The 15,829-nt window shown below is 62.1% G+C and carries 15 protein-coding genes; 8 read left to right on the forward strand and 7 right to left on the reverse strand.

What is annotated here, in order from left to right:
* Positions 1-10: 10 nt before the first annotated feature.
* Positions 11-889 (reverse strand): type I methionyl aminopeptidase, encoded by an 879-nt coding sequence (gene map, locus LRQ04_RS12335; protein WP_235520452.1) that lies wholly within the window; start codon positions 887-889, stop codon positions 11-13.
* A gap of 108 nt (positions 890-997) precedes the next feature.
* Between map and LRQ04_RS12340 the strand changes: the two genes are divergently transcribed.
* Positions 998-1,162 (forward strand): SPOR domain-containing protein, encoded by a 165-nt coding sequence (locus LRQ04_RS12340; RefSeq protein ID WP_235520453.1) that lies wholly within the window; start codon positions 998-1,000, stop codon positions 1,160-1,162.
* On the opposite strand, the gene panB is transcribed toward LRQ04_RS12340, so the two are convergent.
* Complete coding sequence (gene panB, locus LRQ04_RS12345) at positions 1,159-2,064, reverse strand: 3-methyl-2-oxobutanoate hydroxymethyltransferase (RefSeq protein ID WP_235520454.1); 906 nt, start codon at positions 2,062-2,064, stop codon at positions 1,159-1,161. The two genes, LRQ04_RS12340 and panB, sit on opposite strands and share 4 nt — an antisense overlap.
* A gap of 191 nt (positions 2,065-2,255) precedes the next feature.
* On the opposite strand from panB, the gene glnA (LRQ04_RS12350) reads away from it, so the two are divergent.
* Both glnA (LRQ04_RS12350) and LRQ04_RS12355 read left to right on the forward strand, forming a co-directional pair.
* Positions 2,256-3,596, forward strand: a complete 1,341-nt coding sequence (glnA, locus tag LRQ04_RS12350; RefSeq protein ID WP_090825698.1) for a type I glutamate--ammonia ligase — start codon at positions 2,256-2,258, stop codon at positions 3,594-3,596.
* Positions 3,597-3,605: 9 nt separating this feature from the next.
* A complete protein-coding gene (locus tag LRQ04_RS12355; protein ID WP_235520455.1) occupies positions 3,606-6,617 on the forward strand; it encodes a bifunctional [glutamine synthetase] adenylyltransferase/[glutamine synthetase]-adenylyl-L-tyrosine phosphorylase in 3,012 nt (1,003 codons plus the stop codon).
* Positions 6,618-6,631: 14 nt separating this feature from the next.
* Here the strand turns inward: LRQ04_RS12355 and LRQ04_RS12360 are convergent, their stop codons facing one another.
* Positions 6,632-8,110 carry an arylsulfatase gene (locus tag LRQ04_RS12360; protein ID WP_235520456.1) on the reverse strand — a complete coding sequence of 493 codons (1,479 nt, stop codon included), beginning with the start codon at positions 8,108-8,110 and terminating at the stop codon, positions 6,632-6,634.
* 60 nt (positions 8,111-8,170) lie between these two features.
* Here LRQ04_RS12360 and LRQ04_RS12365 point away from each other — a divergent pair, with 60 nt between their 5' ends.
* The 4 genes from LRQ04_RS12365 (at position 8,171) to LRQ04_RS12380 (ending at position 10,399) form a co-directional block, all read left to right on the forward strand.
* A complete protein-coding gene (locus LRQ04_RS12365) occupies positions 8,171-8,740 on the forward strand; it encodes a GNAT family N-acetyltransferase (protein WP_235520457.1) in 570 nt (189 codons plus the stop codon).
* A gap of 55 nt (positions 8,741-8,795) precedes the next feature.
* A complete protein-coding gene (locus LRQ04_RS12370) occupies positions 8,796-9,011 on the forward strand; it encodes an AsnC family protein (RefSeq protein ID WP_235520458.1) in 216 nt (71 codons plus the stop codon).
* A 563-nt stretch (positions 9,012-9,574) separates the two neighbouring features.
* Positions 9,575-9,925 carry a hypothetical protein gene (locus tag LRQ04_RS12375; protein ID WP_235520459.1) on the forward strand — a complete coding sequence of 117 codons (351 nt, stop codon included), beginning with the start codon at positions 9,575-9,577 and terminating at the stop codon, positions 9,923-9,925.
* 135 nt (positions 9,926-10,060) lie between these two features.
* Positions 10,061-10,399, forward strand: coding sequence for a pyrophosphorylase (locus tag LRQ04_RS12380; RefSeq protein ID WP_235520460.1), 339 nt, complete (start codon positions 10,061-10,063; stop codon positions 10,397-10,399).
* A gap of 360 nt (positions 10,400-10,759) precedes the next feature.
* Here LRQ04_RS12380 and glnA (LRQ04_RS12385) read toward each other — a convergent pair whose 3' ends face one another.
* Positions 10,760-12,184, reverse strand: coding sequence for a type I glutamate--ammonia ligase (gene glnA, locus LRQ04_RS12385; protein ID WP_211711292.1), 1,425 nt, complete (start codon positions 12,182-12,184; stop codon positions 10,760-10,762).
* A gap of 301 nt (positions 12,185-12,485) precedes the next feature.
* Between glnA (LRQ04_RS12385) and LRQ04_RS12390 the strand changes: the two genes are divergently transcribed.
* Positions 12,486-12,923, forward strand: coding sequence for an RDD family protein (locus LRQ04_RS12390; RefSeq protein WP_235520461.1), 438 nt, complete (start codon positions 12,486-12,488; stop codon positions 12,921-12,923).
* Positions 12,924-13,019: 96 nt separating this feature from the next.
* Here the strand turns inward: LRQ04_RS12390 and LRQ04_RS12395 are convergent, their stop codons facing one another.
* From LRQ04_RS12395 to lipB, 3 genes are all read right to left on the reverse strand, one after another.
* Positions 13,020-13,781, reverse strand: a complete 762-nt coding sequence (locus LRQ04_RS12395; protein ID WP_235520462.1) for a DUF4191 domain-containing protein — start codon at positions 13,779-13,781, stop codon at positions 13,020-13,022.
* A gap of 294 nt (positions 13,782-14,075) precedes the next feature.
* Positions 14,076-15,083: a lipoyl synthase gene (lipA, locus tag LRQ04_RS12400; protein WP_178995563.1), complete on the reverse strand. Its 1,008-nt coding sequence runs from the start codon at positions 15,081-15,083 to the stop codon at positions 14,076-14,078.
* Complete coding sequence (lipB, locus tag LRQ04_RS12405; RefSeq protein WP_255774167.1) at positions 15,080-15,811, reverse strand: lipoyl(octanoyl) transferase LipB; 732 nt, start codon at positions 15,809-15,811, stop codon at positions 15,080-15,082. The genes lipA and lipB overlap by 4 nt, the downstream gene beginning before the upstream one ends.
* Positions 15,812-15,829: the final 18 nt, after the last annotated feature.

A 15,829-nucleotide genomic window follows, 5' to 3' on the forward strand; every position in this document is an offset into this window, starting at 1 on the left:
CCGGAGGGGCTCAGGGAAGGGTCAGGATTTCCGCGCCGGTCTCTGTGACCAGCAGGGTGTGTTCGAATTGGGCCGTGCGCTTGTGGTCCTTGGTGACGACCGTCCAGTCGTCGGCCCACATATCCCATTCGATGGTGCCAAGGGTCAGCATGGGTTCGATGGTGAACACCATGCCTGCCTCGATCACGGTGTTGTACGCCGGGGCTGCGTCGTAGTGGGGGATGATGAGGCCGGTATGGAACGCCTCACCCACGCCGTGGCCAGTGAAGTCGCGTACAACGCCATAGCCAAAGCGTTTTGCGTAGGACTGGATGGCCCGGCCGATGACGTTGATCTCGCGGCCCGGGGCCACAGCTTTGATGGCCCGGTTGAGCGACTCCTGCGTGCGCTCAACCAGCAGACGGGATTCTTCGTCCACGTCGCCAACCAGGAATGTGTAATTGGTGTCACCATGGACTCCGCCTATGAAGGCCGTGATGTCGATGTTCAGGATGTCGCCGTCCTGCACCACCGTGGAATCCGGGATGCCGTGGCAGATGACCTCATTGAGTGAGGAACACAGCGACTTGGGGAAGCCCCGGTAGCCGAGGGTTGAGGGGTAGGCATTGTGGTCCAGCAGGAACTCATGCCCGACCTTGTCCAAGTGGTCGGTGGTCACTCCGGGTTGGATGTGCTTGCCAACTTCCACAATCGCCTGTGCCGCGATCTTGCCGGCAATCCGGATCTTCTCGATGGTCTCGGCAGACTTCACTTCGGAGCCCGTGAACTTGGCCGGTGCCTTCTTGCCGACATACTCGGGCCGGGGGATCGACGCCGGGACGGGTCGTTCAGGGCTGATGGTTCCCGGGGTGAGGGCGCCAATGGGTGCAGTCGAAGCTAGAGAAGGCATAGATTGATCATATAAGGCACGCAAGAGACGCAAGTAACAAAATGTGATTGGGTTCCTGTGACCCCGCCAACGTTACGCGTCCAATAGCCCAAGGACCGAGGAGGAGACGTGACGGAGTACTGGTACAACGTCAAGACGCACGAGATCGAAGAGGACGCAATGTCCGACTGGACCCAGCTGATTGGCCCCTATAAGACCAGGGAAGAAGCCGAGCACGCCCTGGAGAAGGTCAAAGCGCGCAATGACGCCTGGGACGCCCAGGACGAGGACTAGAAGGAGTGTTCCGGTCCGGGGAACTGCCCGGACCGGACGTCCTCCGCGTACGCTGCTGCGGCATCGCTCAATGTGGTGCGAAGGTCCGCGTACTGCTTGACGAACTTGGCCATCTTTCCGCCCCGCAGGCCTGCCATGTCCTGCCAGACGAGTACTTGGCCTGTTGTGCTCTTGCCCGCTCCGATGCCGACAGTGGGAACCCGAAGGGCAGCGTCCACGGTTGCCGCGGTGTCCGCCGGGACCATCTCCATGAGGACGCTGCAGGCGCCCGCGTCCTGGAGGGCCACAGCGTCATCGACCAGGCGCTGGGCGTCGTCCCCGCGGCCCTGGACCCGGTAACCACCCAGGGAGTGCTCGCTTTGGGGTGTGAACCCGATGTGGGCCATGACGGGGATGCCCGCCTGGACCATTGCCTTCACGGTGTCCGCGTAGTAGGCAGTGCCCTCGATCTTGACGGCGTGCGCGAGGCCTTCTTTGAGGAACCTGACACCTGTGGCGACCGCCTGCTCAGCTGAAACCTCGTAGCTTCCGAACGGAAGGTCGGCGACGACCAGAGCGCGCTTGGCCGACCTGGCAACGGCACGGCACAACGGCAGGAGTTCATCGACGGTGACAGGAAGGCTGGTCTCGTTGCCGAAGACGTTGTTGGATGCAGAGTCACCCACCAGGAGGACCTCGATGCCGGCCTGGTCAAAAATCTCGGCGGTGTACTGCTCATAGGCGGTGAGCATGGCGAAGTGCTCGCCGTTGTCCTTGGCCTGCTGAAGGTGGTGGATCCGGACCCTGCCCGCGGGCTTCCTCCCGGCTGCCGACGGCTGCTGTGCCGCTGCCGAGGGGCCGTTGCCGTACGGGGCGGGAACTTCGGTGGGCGTGTTGGACTCAGGAAGGTTGCTCGGGGCCATGGATAGAGCCTAAGCCGTGCCGACGACGCCTGCCACCACTGTGCCCGGCGTCACCTTGTGTAAACGCTGTGTTACGCGCAGCTACTGCTGCGGCATTAGCACGGAACTCTTAGTAGAGTGAAGGCTGAGCTGCCGTGGCTTCACTCCAAGTGAAACCAGCGGCATGGACACCGAATCGGAAAAGAGGCCCTATGGACCGCCAGCAAGAGTTCGTTCTGCGGACAATCGAAGAGCGTGACGTGCGCTTCGTACGCTTGTGGTTCACCGACGTCGTAGGTTCGCTTAAGTCTGTTGCGCTGGCGCCGGCTGAAGTGGAAGGTGCCTTCGAGGAGGGCCTTGGCTTTGATGGTTCAGCCATCGAGGGCCTGGCCCGCGTGTTCGAGTCCGACATGCTCGCGCAGCCTGACCCGTCGACTTTCCAGATTCTTCCGTGGCGCGGTGAAACCGAGCAGACGTCCAGGATGTTCTGCGACATCCTGACGCCGGACGGCGAGCCCTCGGCTGCCGATCCCCGCAACGTCCTCAAGAGGACCCTGGCCAAAGCCGCGGACATGGGTTTCACCTGCTACACCCATCCGGAAATTGAGTTTTACCTGCTGAAGTCCAAGGACCTCGGTCCTGACGGATCGCCGGTCCCCGTGGACGAAGGCGGGTACTTCGACCACGTTCCCGGCGGCGTAGCGCAGGACTTCCGACGCACTGCGGTCACCATGCTCGAGTCGGTTGGCATCTCAGTGGAGTTCAGCCACCACGAAGGCGGACCGGGACAGAATGAAATCGACCTCCGCTATGCGGATGCGCTTCAAACCGCGGATAACATCATGACGTTCCGCACCGTGATCAAAGAGGTCGCCCTGCAGCAGGGGACATACGCCACCTTCATGCCCAAGCCGTTTACCGACCACCCGGGCTCCGGCATGCACACGCACTTCTCCTTGTTCGAAGGCGACACTAACGCCTTCTTCGAGGCCGGGGCGGAGTTCCAGCTGTCCAAGACGGCGCGCCAGTTCATTGCCGGCATCCTCAAGCACGCACCCGAATTCACGGCTGTGACCAACCAGTTCGTGAACTCCTACAAGCGCCTTTGGGGCGGCGGCGAGGCACCAAGCTACCTGAGCTGGGGCCACAACAACCGTTCTGCCCTGGTACGCGTGCCGCTCTACAAGCCCGGCAAGGGGCAGTCTGCCCGCATCGAGTACCGCGGCATCGATTCAGCCACCAACCCTTACCTGGCCTATGCCGTGCTGTTGGGCGCCGGCCTGAAGGGGATCGAGGAAGGCTATGAGCTTCCCGCCGCAGCCGAAGATGACATCTGGTCGCTGACCACGGCCGAGCGCAAAGCCATGGGCCACGCACCGCTGCCGGCCAGCCTCCACGATGCCATCCGCGCCATGGAAGAGTCCGAGCTGGTTGCCGAGATCCTTGGCGAGCAGGTGTTTGAGCACTTCCTGCGCAACAAGCGTGCGGAATGGCAGGACTACCGCCTCCAGGTCACGCCGTACGAGTTGCAGCGCAACCTCGGCATTCTGTAGGCGGGGCCAATGAGCCTCGCACGTCGGCTCATCTCAGCCGGATTCAGTGACCTCGAAAAGGGCGAACGCTTCCTCGCTGCCCCGGAACTTGAAGGGATTGACGAGGACGCGCTGTTTGTCGGGCTTGCCATGGCGGCCAGCCCGGACACGGCACTCCAATCGCTGGTCAGGCTCATTGAGAAGAATCCCGGACTGAAAAAGCTGGCCGCAGCACACCAGGATGCCAGTGAGCCCATGTACCGGCTTCTGGGCGCCTCGGAAGCCCTGGGGGAGTTCCTCATCCGGCACCCGGAGCACCTGGATGTGTTTGATGTCCGCATCAGCCCGGAGCCCCTTCAGGCCTCCAGCGAAGATCTCCGGACTATGCTTCTGCGCTCAGTCAAAGCCGAACCCGGTGCCCAGCGTCCGATTGCTGGAATCACCGGGATGCCGGCTTACGCCGCTTTGCGCACAGCGTATCGGCGGGGGCTGACAGAGCTTGCCATCAAGGACCTCTGTGCTGCCTCGCCACAGGATTTCATGCCATCGGCCGGTGCCGAGCTGGCGGATCTCGCTGGTGCCGCGATCGAGGCGGCGCTGGCTGTATCCCGGGCCGAAGCGGCAGCCCAGTACGACCCGGCGGAGATTGCCGACGTCGGACTTGCGGTCATTGGGATGGGCAAATGCGGTGCCCGCGAGCTGAACTATATTTCCGACGTCGACGTCATTTACGTCGTTGAATCAGGAGAGCTCGACGACGCGCGCGCCTCAACCATCGGTACGGCCCTGGCGTCAGGGATCTCCCGGGCCATCTCGTCGTCCGCTCCCGAGCCCGGGCTGTGGGAGGTCGATGCCAACCTGCGGCCGGAAGGCAAGTCAGGGCCCCTGGTCCGCACCCTGCCATCGCACTTGAGCTACTACGCGCGGTGGGCCGAGAGCTGGGAATTCCAAGCACTTCTCAAGGCGCGTACCATCGCCGGGGACCGTGAACTTGGCCAGCGCTACGAGAAAGCCGTGGAGCCACTGGTGTGGTCCTCCGCGGGGCGTGACGGCTTTGTTGAATCCGTGCAGGCTATGCGCCGCCGGGTGACCGACTACATTCCAGCGGCCGAGGAACAACGCCAGATCAAACTGGGTCGCGGCGGACTCCGGGATGTCGAGTTCACCGTGCAGTTGTTGCAGCTGGTCCACGGCAAGTCCGATGAATCCCTGCGCTGCAGGGACACCACCTCCGCTATCGCAGCACTGTCCGCCGGAGGCTACATTGGCCGCGCCGACGCCGCTGCTTTCGACAACGCCTACCGGTACCTCCGCCTGCTCGAACACCGCATCCAGTTGTTCCAGTTGCGCAGGACCCATCTGATGCCGGCCACTGAAGACGCCCAGCGTTTCCTTGCCAAGGCTGTCCTGGGGCCGTTCTCGCTTGAGCGCCCGCATCCCGACCAGTTGATGGGGACGTGGCAGAAGACCAAGAAGTCGGTCCGCGAATTGCACGAAAGGATCTTCTACCGGCCGCTGCTCAATACTGCGGCGAAGCTGAGCAGCGAGGACGCCAGGCTTACTCCTGAGGCAGCCCAAGGCCGCCTCGCCGCACTCGGTTACCTGGATCCCCAAGGGGCGATGCGGCACATCGAGGCGCTTACCGCAGGAGTCAGCAGGCGCGCGGCGCTGCAGCGCCAGCTGCTTCCCATCCTTCTCGGATGGCTGGCCGAAGGAGTGGATCCCGACGCCGGGCTACTCGCCTTCCGTCGTGTCAGCGAGGCCCTTGGAACCACGCACTGGTATTTGGGGTTGCTTCGCGATTCCCAGGCGGCCGCCGAGCGGCTGTGCCAGGTCCTGGCCAACAGCAGGCTGATTTCGGACCTGTTGGAGGTTTCGCCGGAGTCCGTGGCGTGGCTTGGGAGCGACAAGGAACTTGCGCCAATCCGGTTTGAGGCCCAATGGCAGGAAATCCAGTCCAAGCTGTCCCGCCACCCCGACCCTGAAAGCGCCATGCGGCTTATCCGGTTGATCCGGCGTCGGGAAATCCTGCGGACCGCCATTGCGGACAGTGCCGGGTTGCTGGATCAGGACGCCGTTGGGCTCGCTCTGGCCGAGACGGACCGGGCAGCCGTCCTTGGTGCTTTGCATGTCGCGGAATCGGTGGTGTCAGCGGAAGGTCCGTTGAAGACGGATGTCCTGGTGGTCGCGATGGGTCGGCAAGGCGGACGCGAGATCGGTTACGGCTCAGACGCGGATGTTATGTACGTCCACCGCGCCCGCCCCGGTTTCAGTGATGCGGAGGCCCAGGAACAGGCGACGACGATTGTCGCCAAGATCTCCAGTTTCCTCACCCAGCCGCTCAAGCCGGCCATCATGGCGGAGCGGGTCCTGATGGTGGACGCCGATCTCCGGCCCGAGGGCAAGAACGGTGCCATGGTGCGTTCGCTGGACTCGTATGCAGAGTATTATCGCCGGTGGTCGCTGATCTGGGAGGCCCAGGCGCTGTTGCGCGCCCGCCCCATGGCAGGCTCGGATGAGCTCGCCGCAGATTTCGTCAAGCTCATCGATCCCATCCGTTACCCGGAGGAACTTGCCGAGCAAGATGTTCGGGAGATTCGCCGTGTCAAGGCACGTGTGGAGTCCGAACGGTTGCCTCGCGGTGCTGATCCGGCGCGGCATGTGAAGCTGGGCCGTGGTGGGCTGAGCGACGTTGAGTGGTTGGTGCAGCTGATTCAGCTCCAGCATGCCGGAAAACACCCGGAGCTCCGGACCAGTTCAACCGTGGAGGCACTGGCGGCCGCCGAAAAACTTGATCTCATCGACGGGGACGACGCCGCGCTGTTGCGGGAGGCATGGCAGCTTGCCAGCCGAATCCGTTCCGCGAACGTCATCGTGACAGGCCGGGCTTCGGACCTCCTTCCGTCCTCGCGTAAGGACCTGGAAGCGGCAGCACGCTGGTGTGGGTACGCACCCGGTAACGCGGGGCAGTTCGAGGAGGATTACCTACGGCTCAGTCGTCGTGCCAGGGGAGTGTTCGAAAGACGGTTCTACGGCAACTAGCTCTGCCGGCCTTTTCACCGGCACGCCGCTGCCTTCTCCCTTGCATGCCGCAACATGGCCACCACTGGGGCTCCAGGCGTCAGCTTGCCATTAACGACGTAGCCCTCTTCGCGGTCACGCAGCGTCTCCACCATGCGTTCGCGCCACAGCTGCAGTTCTCCCTGGTTGGCGGTGTCATCGGCGAGGTTGAAGCGCTCCTGGGGATCGGCGTCGAGGTTGAATAGTTCTTCCGTTCCCTGGCCGGAACCCCAGATGTATTTATGGTGGCCGTCCGTCAGCCAGTGCAGGTTCTGTCCCCAATACACGTGCTCGCCGTGCAGGATGTCGCGGACAGCGTGGCTGCTTTCGCCGCGGACGATCGACGCCAGTGACTTGCCGTCGACGGAGTCCGGGATCGGCAGTCCGGCGAGGTCCAGCAGCGTGGGCATGATGTCCCGGAGTTCCACCACGTGCTCCACGACTATCCCACGCGCAGCGGTTTCCGCAGCAGGGGATTCGGCGATGATGAAAGGCACCCGGGCGGAACCCTCGTACGGAACTGCCTTACGGAACATGTGGTGGTCACCCATCATTTCGCCGTGGTCGCTGGTGAATGCAATGACAGTGTTCTCCAGCAACCCGAAGTCAGCCAGCGACTCCTTGATCCGGTTGATCTGCAGGTCGATCTGGGCCATCAGCCCGTAATATCCCGCTCGTGCCCGGTGCACCACGTGGTCGGGAATCTTGCCGTAGCTGGCCTGATAGTCCCCGTCCTGGCGGTGCTCGTCCCAATGATGTTCCCAGTTACCCGTGACGGCTTCATAGGGGGGAAGGTTGAGGTACTGCTCAAAGGCCCACGACGGCGGGTCGTACGGCGGATGCGGCCGATGGAACGAAAGGTAGAGGAAGAAGGGCTTGACGGGGTCCCGCCGGTGCATCCATTCGATGGCCTGCGTGCCGATCCAGTGGGTGGGATGCAGATTCTCTGCCTTGTCCCACGGCCGGGCGACAATCGAATTGCAGTTGACGCCGTGGTCGAAGTACTCGGCGTCGGGGCCCATGCCGGGTTGCCTTCGGAGCCAGGGGACGTAGTCGTCGAACATGCCGAACTGTTGTCGGTGTTCCTGACGGGCGTGGTGAAGGTATCCGTCATGCAGGATGACGTCGTCGAAACCGAGTCTGGAACGTTCGGGCCACACGTGCATCTTGCCTATGGCCTGCGTGTGGTAGCCGCCTTTCCGGAACTCATCCTGTACGGTCACCGGGTGGACGGCGTGGAAAGGTACGCCGTCGTTGTAGCCAACCCGGCCATGCCGTTCCTGTGACTGTCCCGTGAACAGGGCTGCGCGAGCGGGAACGCACGACGGGGTAGCAGAATAGCCTTTGGTGAAGCGAACGCCGTGCCTGGCCAATTCGTCAAGGTGCGGAGTTTCCACGAAGGGGTGCCCGTCCGCGGACAGGCAGTCGCCCCGCCACTCGTCGACGCAGATCAGGATGACGTTGGGCTGGTTCACGACGCGATGCCTCCGTTGCTGGACACTGTTGGGATAACCCTACGGGGAGAAAAGACGAAGATGCTCGAAGATGACTCCAAGGAACAGATTTCAATCGGCAGCGATCAGGACTGGCTGGGTGATGTGTGGTTGATTCCCCTCAAAATGCTCGACGACGACTCCCGCGCCATTCAGTTGGGCGCGGTGGCTGCGATGTCGGTCGACGACTCACAGCGCAGCTTCGTGGGCGATCCGCTGCGCATGATGCTGATTGGCCTGGAAGAAGATTCCCGGTTTCCTTACGTGATCGAATCCGGGGGAGCGGCAGTGGGCGTGCTGACGCTTCAATCCGGGGCGGCGAGCCTCGCTGGCTGGGCAGGCGATGAGTCTGCGTGGCTATTGAGGGGCTTCCTTATCGACTCGCGGAGCCAAGGGCGCGGCCTGGGCTCCCTGGCCGCGCGCGCCGCGGTGGAGGAGGCGCGAAAGCTGACGGCAAGGCTGGGTGGCGGCCAGGCCGGCGTCGTACTTTCCGTCAACGAGCGCAACCCGGCGGGGCTTGCCGCGTATGGCAAGGCGGGCTTCGTGGACACCGGGCAATACCTCGGGGGCACCGCCGGTCCGCAGCGGACCATGTACAGGGAATTGGGCTAACGGAGGCGTCAACGTTGATTGACGACTTCCGCCTCCGTCAACTATGGTTGACGGCATGGAGGTGGATCGAATGAAGACGCTTGTGGGATCGATGGACGGAATGGGGCCGGCGGAGGCACTCTACGCCGTGGCGGAGTTGCAGAAGGAAGTGGGCCGTACCGAGGCCTCGCTGGTTCGTTCTGCCCGGCAAGCGGGGTTGTCGTGGGAAGCGATAGCCCTCTGCCTGGGCGTCAGCAAGCAGGCTGTGCACAAGAAGTACGGAAAGCAGTAGGCGGGCTTCAGTGGCCTGTCCCTGGACCCACCGTGTCACCTAGACTTCTTCCGTGACAGTGATGCTGGATGCTGAGGGGGCTGCCTTCTCCGACTCGTGCTGCTTTCGCTGCAAGCAGGCGGGGCCGCACTGGGCGTCGCGCCACAGTCCGGGCGGGACATTTGCTTGCCGGCGGTGTTTCGCAACCTTTGCCGACGCCGAGGCAAGCACTGGTGGCGAGGGGGCCGGCGCCGGCAGTGTGCCGGGAGGCCAGGGGGTCCGGTTGTTCGAATCCAAGTAGTCGCGGCCAGCCGTAACGAAAAAACGAGTACACACTACTCGTGTCCCGAAGGGGCGCAGGCGGGCAGCATGGTCCCTATGACAGCCTATGTGATCGAATCAGCGGCCCTGCTCCATCGCTGCCAGTGCTGCGGTGAAGAAACAGACCAGGTGTTCTGTGCGGACTGCGCAGCCCCAGAGCAACCAGGACAAGCCCCTACCACCAAGCACTGATGTGGGATGCCTGACGCTAAGTAACCTTATAGACTTCTTCTGTCACTGATCTCGACGCATAGGGGGAGTACATGGAATACAACGGAAGTCCTACCGAAAAGGCGATCACCGCCGGAGAGCTGGACCGGCGCCACGTCGGACAGTCCGTGAGCTTTCAGCCCAACGACTTCACTGTTGTCTTCGGGACGATCGCAGGCATCGCCCGGACCGAGGCGCTGGTCTACCTGTCCCTCAACGGCGTTGGTGGCGGCACCCATCTGAAGGACGAATACGACCTGCCCATCGACAAGCAGGTCTACCTGCAGCTGGACCCGCTCGGCAGCGCTGAAAAGGGTTTGACGGACGCCGCCAGTTTCGTCAAGGACAAACTCGACGAAATCACCCGGAACATCCGCGAACGTGAGCACGAAAAGTCCGAGTAGCACTTGCACACACGGAGAAGGCCAGGGCCAGTCCTTTCAGACTGGCCCTGGCCTTCTTCTGCGGCATGCGTGCACCAAGGGCGAGCAATTTCCCCAGTTGTTGGATTTATTGGTTGGGTATTGATAGTGTCGGGCATGTCCAGCCCGGTGGTGTTGCGACGCCGGTTTACTAATTTCACTTTGGGGGTTTCTATGTCGCGTGTGTTGTCTACTGAGCAGGCCAAGGCTGCTATTGGTCAGGTGCAGTCGATTATTACTGGTGGTTTTACGGATCAGATTTCGGCGTTGGATGCGCAGGGTCGTGTGTTGTCGGATCCGAATGTGTGGGATGGTCCGTTGGCTGCTGAGTTCCGTGGTTCGACGTGGCCGGAGACGAAGGCTGCGTTGGATAAGGCCAAGGAGGAGTTGGAGCAGTTGCGGGGTCAGTTGCAGAAGATTTCGCAGGATATTTTCTCGGCTGGCGGCGGCGCGTAGCTGTCTAAGGTGGGAAGGCTCCGGAGTCCTTCTTGTCGGTCCTCCGGGCTGAGTTCGATACTGATGCATCTGACAAGTCGGACGGCGTTGGTGCTACTGCGCACTGCTCGCCGGGCGACGCCTGGGAGCTCAACGTTGAGGATCAAACCGAGCGGGATCAGGGGAAGGTACTCCCCGGGGACGAAGGCGTCGTGGTTCGAAAGGACCCGCCCATCCGAGAATAAAGCTGGAACGCCCGTCAGTAGAAGGATCGCGCCAAAAAGGCCGGCCTCAAGTAGTGAAACTTGGGGCCGGCCTTTCGTGTGTCTTGATTCGTGCGGGCGGTCTGCGGACTACGGTCGCTTCTGCCGCGCGATCCAGTTAGACGCCGTAGTAGAGCTCGAACTCGTACGGGTTCGGGCGCAGCGACAGCGGGCGGATCTCATTCTCGTACTTGTAGTCGATCCACGTGTCGATGAGGTCCTGGGTGAAGACACCGCCGGCCTGCAGGAACTCGTTGTCCTCGCGAAGAGCCTCGAGAGCCTCTTCCAAGGAGCCCGGAGCCTTGGGGATGTCCTTGGCTTCCTCGGCAGGGAGCTCGTAGAGGTCCTTGTCGATGGGAGCCGGGGGTTCAATGCGGTTGCGGATGCCGTCGATGCCGGCCATCAGCTGGGCAGCGAATGCCAGGTACGGGTTGGATGAGGGGTCCGGAGCGCGGAACTCGATGCGCTTGGCCTTGGGGTTGGTGCCCGTGATCGGGATACGGATACCTGCGGAGCGGTTGCCCTGCGAGTAAACCATGTTCACGGGAGCCTCGAAGCCCTTGACCAGGCGGCGGTAGGAGTTAACCGTCGGGTTGGTGAAGGCGAGGACGGCGGAAGAGTGCTTCAGCAGGCCGCCAATGTACCAACGTGCGGTGTCCGAAAGGCCGGCATAGCCCTTCTCGTCGTAGAACAGCGGATCGCCGTTGCTCCACAGCGACTGGTGGCAGTGCATGCCCGAGCCGTTGTCACCGAAAACAGGCTTCGGCATGAACGTGACGGACTTGCCCCAAGCGTCAGCGGTGTTCTTGATGACGTACTTGAACTTCTGCAGGTCATCGGCAGCGGCGGTCAGCGTGGTGAACTTGTAGTTGATCTCAGCCTGGCCGGCAGAACCGACTTCGTGGTGGGAGCGCTCAACCTCAAGGCCGGCCTTGTCCAGCTCAACGCACATGGCGTCGCGGAGGTCCGCCTGCTTGTCAGTGGGGGAAACGGGGAAGTAGCCGCCCTTGACGGGGGTCTTGTAGCCGAGGTTTCCACCCTCTTCCTTACGGCCGGTGTTCCAGTGTGCTTCCTCGGAGTCGATCTTGTAGAAGCTGCCCTGCGGGGAGGACTCGTACTGGATGTTGTCGAAGACGAAGAACTCAGCTTCGGGAGCGAAGAATGCGGTGTCGGCGATGCCGGTGGATGCCAAGTAGGCTTCGGCCTTCTCAGCAACGCCGCGAGGGTCGCGGTGGTACGGGTCGCCGGTGCGGGGGTTCACGATGGAGAAGTTCAACGCGAGGGTCTTCTCGATGCGGAAGGTGTCGACGAAGGCAGACGTTACATCCGGGATGAGCTGCATGTCGGACTCAGCGATGCCCTGGAAGCCGCGGATGGAAGATCCGTCGAAGAGCTGACCGTTGACGAAGAAGTCGAGGTCAACGCTCTTGGCCGGCACATTGAAGTGCTGCTGGACGCCAGGAAGGTCTGTGAAGCGGATATCGACGAACTTGACATCTTCTTCTTTGATGAACTTGAGGACTTCGTCCGCAGTCTTGAACATCTATGCTCCTTATGCATATCAAGTAACAGGCCCGGAAGGCCGCGTGGTGCAGCCAAACCGACGGCAGGCGGCACAAAAGTGTCCCCTTGCCATGGTGGCTGGCAACTCATACCACCTTAGGGAGATGGGATTTCCCGGGGGTGTCAGTATTGTTTCCGGCAGGTTACAGAATCGTCTGTTGTGTAAACGGTAGTCGGCTTGCGGGTGTTCGGTCCAAGCGGGTCCATTGGGCGAACATGGAAGGTGTTTTTGCTGCCCGTCCCGGTCGGGCACAACCTACACCAGACGTTAGGCTTGATAGGTGGTAGATCGAAAAGACATTGGTTCGTGGTTGACAGGCCCGGACACATCCGGCATCTCCAAATATCCAGGCGAAAGGCTCGGCCTGCCCGAGTCCGGCCCTGGCTCCATTGCCCGTGCCGGGCGCCGCATCTTCGGCATCGTCATCGACTGGACCATAGCGTTGGTGATCAGCAATTTCGCGTTCGGCGGTAACCAGTGGGCGACTCTCGCCATCTTCGCCATCGAACAGATCCTTCTGATCGGCACGCTGGGGTACAGCATCGGTCACAGGATCATGGGTATCCACGTGGTACGCCTTGGGGGAGGGCCTGCAGGTCCACTGGCCGCTGTGGTGAGGACCCTGCTGCTTTGCCTGGTTATCCCAGCTGTCGTCTTCGACCCGGACCAGCGTGGACTCCACGATAAAGCCATGAACACTATCCTCATCAGAAGGTAGACGGGTCGGCCCTCGACCTTGACAACACATAAAGAAAAGCGCGCTTCCCCGCAATGGGAAAGCGCGCTTTTTTTCGTTCTGCTGGGTCCTGCCGGGTCAGCGGCCGCGGGCGGCTTTGCGGTCCGGGCGGGCCTTGTAGGGGTCGATGCCCTTGGGGATCGGCAGACGGTTGCCAAGGGAGTTGATCCGCTTGCTGACGGCGTTGACTTCAACCTTGGTGAGCTCGTTCTTCATCTTCCCCATGGTCTTGGCCAGCTGGTTCAGCGGGACCTGGCCCTCGCCGCGACCCGACTCCAGGACACGGATGGTGACGTTGGGGAGAATACGTGCAAGGCGCTTGCGTTCGGCGTCCACCAGCGGCTTGACACGGTGGCTCGGTCCTTCACTGACCAGGACGATACCGGGCCGGCCGATGGCCATGAAGACAGCATCCTGGGTGCGGGGGTTCACTGCAACCGGCTGATCCTGCGTGATCCAGCCTCGCCGGAGCGTCCCCAAAGCAGCACCGGAGGCACCAGGCTGGTTCTCGATCTGCGCAAATGCTGCCTTCTCGGCGCGGCGCGAAAGGATGAAAACGGCGGCGAGCAGCCCCAGAGGGATGCCGATGATAAGGCCGGTAACCCAGTTCTCCAGCAGGTAGCCGATGAGGAAGGCAACCGCGACGACTGCAAGGAACGCCAGCAGCATGATCCAAACAACCTGGGGATCATTCCGCCGGGTCATTTTGAAGACTTCAGCGATCTGCTTCAGCTGGCTCGGCTTCTTGGCCTTCGTTTCCTTGGGCTTGCGCTGGAACAGCCCACGCTTGGGTGCGTCGGCCGATGGGGTCGATTTGCTGGAATCAGGGGAGTTCGCCATAGTGCCTCAATTCTACGTGATATCCGGTAAGCCCCAGGACGTTACACCGAAACTTAGCCGCCAGACTCAGGTGATCAATCAACCCCTGTGCCGGTGAGCGGAGGTATACCCATGCCGTTCGGGCCCACCGATTTTCGAATTCCACGTCATGATTCTGCGGCGTCCTGCACTTGAACTTCGCGAGCCGTTGCCGCTGAAAGCACCCAACTGGACCAGTTGGAAGGCAAGAACCGCTTCTACCTCGGTTAAACCGATTCTGCCGCACCGCACTGTCCGTGCGGTGCGGCAGGCCGGTTAGCTGTGGGCTGCGAGGATGGTGGAGGCTTCCTGGCGGGTGGTCCCGGAGGACTCGATGTGGGCCAGGGCGGCGGGGATTTCCCAGCCTTTCTTGCGCATCGCGGTGGCCCACAGGCGCCCGGCACGGTAGGAGGAGCGGACCAGCGGGCCGGACATGACGCCGAGGAATCCGATCTCCTCGGCCTCGTGCTGCAGGTCCACGAACTCCTGCGGCTTGACCCACCGGTCCACCGGAAGGTGCCGTTCGGAGGGGCGCAGGTACTGGGTGATCGTGATCAGGTCACACCCGGCCGCGTGCAGGTCACGCAGGGCCTCGGAAATCTCCTCACGGGTCTCGCCCATGCCCAGGATCAGGTTGGACTTGGTCACCATGCCCAGGTCCCGGCCCTGGGTGATGACATCCAGGGACCGCTCATACCGGAACGCCGGCCGGATCCGCTTGAAAATCCTCGGCACGGTCTCGACGTTGTGCGCGAACACCTCGGGCTTGGAATCGCAGATCGCCGCGATGTGCTCGGGCTTGCCGGAGAAGTCCGGGATCAGCAACTCCACCCCGGTGCCCGGGTTCAGTTCGTGGATCTTCCGCACCGTTTCGGCGTACAACCACACACCCTCATCGGCCAGGTCATCACGGGCCACACCGGTCACCGTGGCGTACCGCAACTGCATGGCCTGCACCGAGCGGGCCACCTTCGTGGGTTCGAACATGTCCACCGGGGAAGGTTTGCCGGTATCGATCTGGCAGAAATCACAGCGCCGGGTGCACTCGGACCCGCCGATCAGGAACGTCGCTTCCTTATCTTCCCAGCACTCGAAAATGTTCGGGCAGCCGGCCTCTTCACAGACCGTGTGCAACCCTTCCTTCTTCACCAGGTTCTTGAGCTGGACGAACTCAGGACCCATCTGGACCTTGGCCTTGATCCACTCAGGCTTACGTTCAACCGGTACCGCCGAGTTACGCTGCTCAACGCGCAGCAACTTACGGCCTTCAGGTGCCAAGGTCACTGGAGTGCTCCTTCGGGGGTGGAAACGAGTGCTTCTTCGTGCTTGCTGAATTCTTCAACGAAGCGGTCAACGATATCGGCCGGATTGATGGTTTGGCCTGTTTCCAGCGACATGGTGGTGACGCTGGCGTCGGTGATGCCGCACGCAATGATCTGTGCATAGGGTGCCAGGTCATTGCTGCAGTTGATGGCCACGCCGTGCATGGTGACGCCGTCGAGTACTCGGATCCCGATGGCCGCAATCTTGCGGTCCGGACCCTTTTCGTCGGCGAGGATCCAGACCCCGGCCCGGCCCTTGACGGTCACAGCGTTGATGCCGTAGTCCTTCATCACGGCGATCATGATTGCCTCAAGGCGCTCAACGTAGTCGCGGATTCCGGCACGGTTCTTGAGCTTCAGGATGGGGTAGGCGATCAATTGTCCCGGCCCGTGCCAGGTCAATTTGCCACCCCGGTCCACGGGAACGACAGGAGTGCCGTCAAAGGGACGCTCGTGGTCCTCCGTGAGCTTGCCGGCCGTGTAAACGGCGGCATGCTCCAGAAGCAGTACGGTGCTGTTCTTCTCGCCCGCAACAACCTTGTTGTGGATCTCGCGCTGCAGGTCCCAGCCCTGCATGTAGTCAACGAAATCAGGGGCAAGACCCAGTTGTGAAAACTCAAGAGTCATGCGTTCAAGCTTAGACCCCGCAGCAGACTGGCCATGGTTTTGTGGTGAACCTCTCAGTCGCATCGCCGCTATTGGACAGTG

The sequence above is a fragment of the Paenarthrobacter sp. AR 02 genome (genome assembly GCF_021538675.1).
Lineage (GTDB): Bacteria > Actinomycetota > Actinomycetes > Actinomycetales > Micrococcaceae > Arthrobacter.

Excerpts from the sequence above, each read along its gene's own strand:
- LRQ04_RS12355 (WP_235520455.1), top strand. The coding sequence starts at position 3,606 with ATGAGCCTCGCACGTCGGCTCATCTCAGCCGGATTCAGTGACCTCGAA.
- panB (WP_235520454.1), bottom strand. The coding sequence starts at position 2,064 with ATGGCCCCGAGCAACCTTCCTGAGTCCAACACGCCCACCGAAGTTCCC.
- LRQ04_RS12365 (WP_235520457.1), top strand. The coding sequence starts at position 8,171 with ATGCTCGAAGATGACTCCAAGGAACAGATTTCAATCGGCAGCGATCAG.
- LRQ04_RS12370 (WP_235520458.1), top strand. The coding sequence starts at position 8,796 with ATGGAGGTGGATCGAATGAAGACGCTTGTGGGATCGATGGACGGAATG.
- LRQ04_RS12395 (WP_235520462.1), bottom strand. The coding sequence starts at position 13,781 with ATGGCGAACTCCCCTGATTCCAGCAAATCGACCCCATCGGCCGACGCA.
- lipB (WP_255774167.1), bottom strand. The coding sequence starts at position 15,811 with ATGCGACTGAGAGGTTCACCACAAAACCATGGCCAGTCTGCTGCGGGG.
- glnA (WP_211711292.1), bottom strand. The coding sequence starts at position 12,184 with ATGTTCAAGACTGCGGACGAAGTCCTCAAGTTCATCAAAGAAGAAGAT.
- map (WP_235520452.1), bottom strand. The coding sequence starts at position 889 with ATGCCTTCTCTAGCTTCGACTGCACCCATTGGCGCCCTCACCCCGGGA.
- glnA (WP_090825698.1), top strand. The coding sequence starts at position 2,256 with ATGGACCGCCAGCAAGAGTTCGTTCTGCGGACAATCGAAGAGCGTGAC.
- LRQ04_RS12380 (WP_235520460.1), top strand. The coding sequence starts at position 10,061 with ATGTCCAGCCCGGTGGTGTTGCGACGCCGGTTTACTAATTTCACTTTG.
- LRQ04_RS12375 (WP_235520459.1), top strand. The coding sequence starts at position 9,575 with ATGGAATACAACGGAAGTCCTACCGAAAAGGCGATCACCGCCGGAGAG.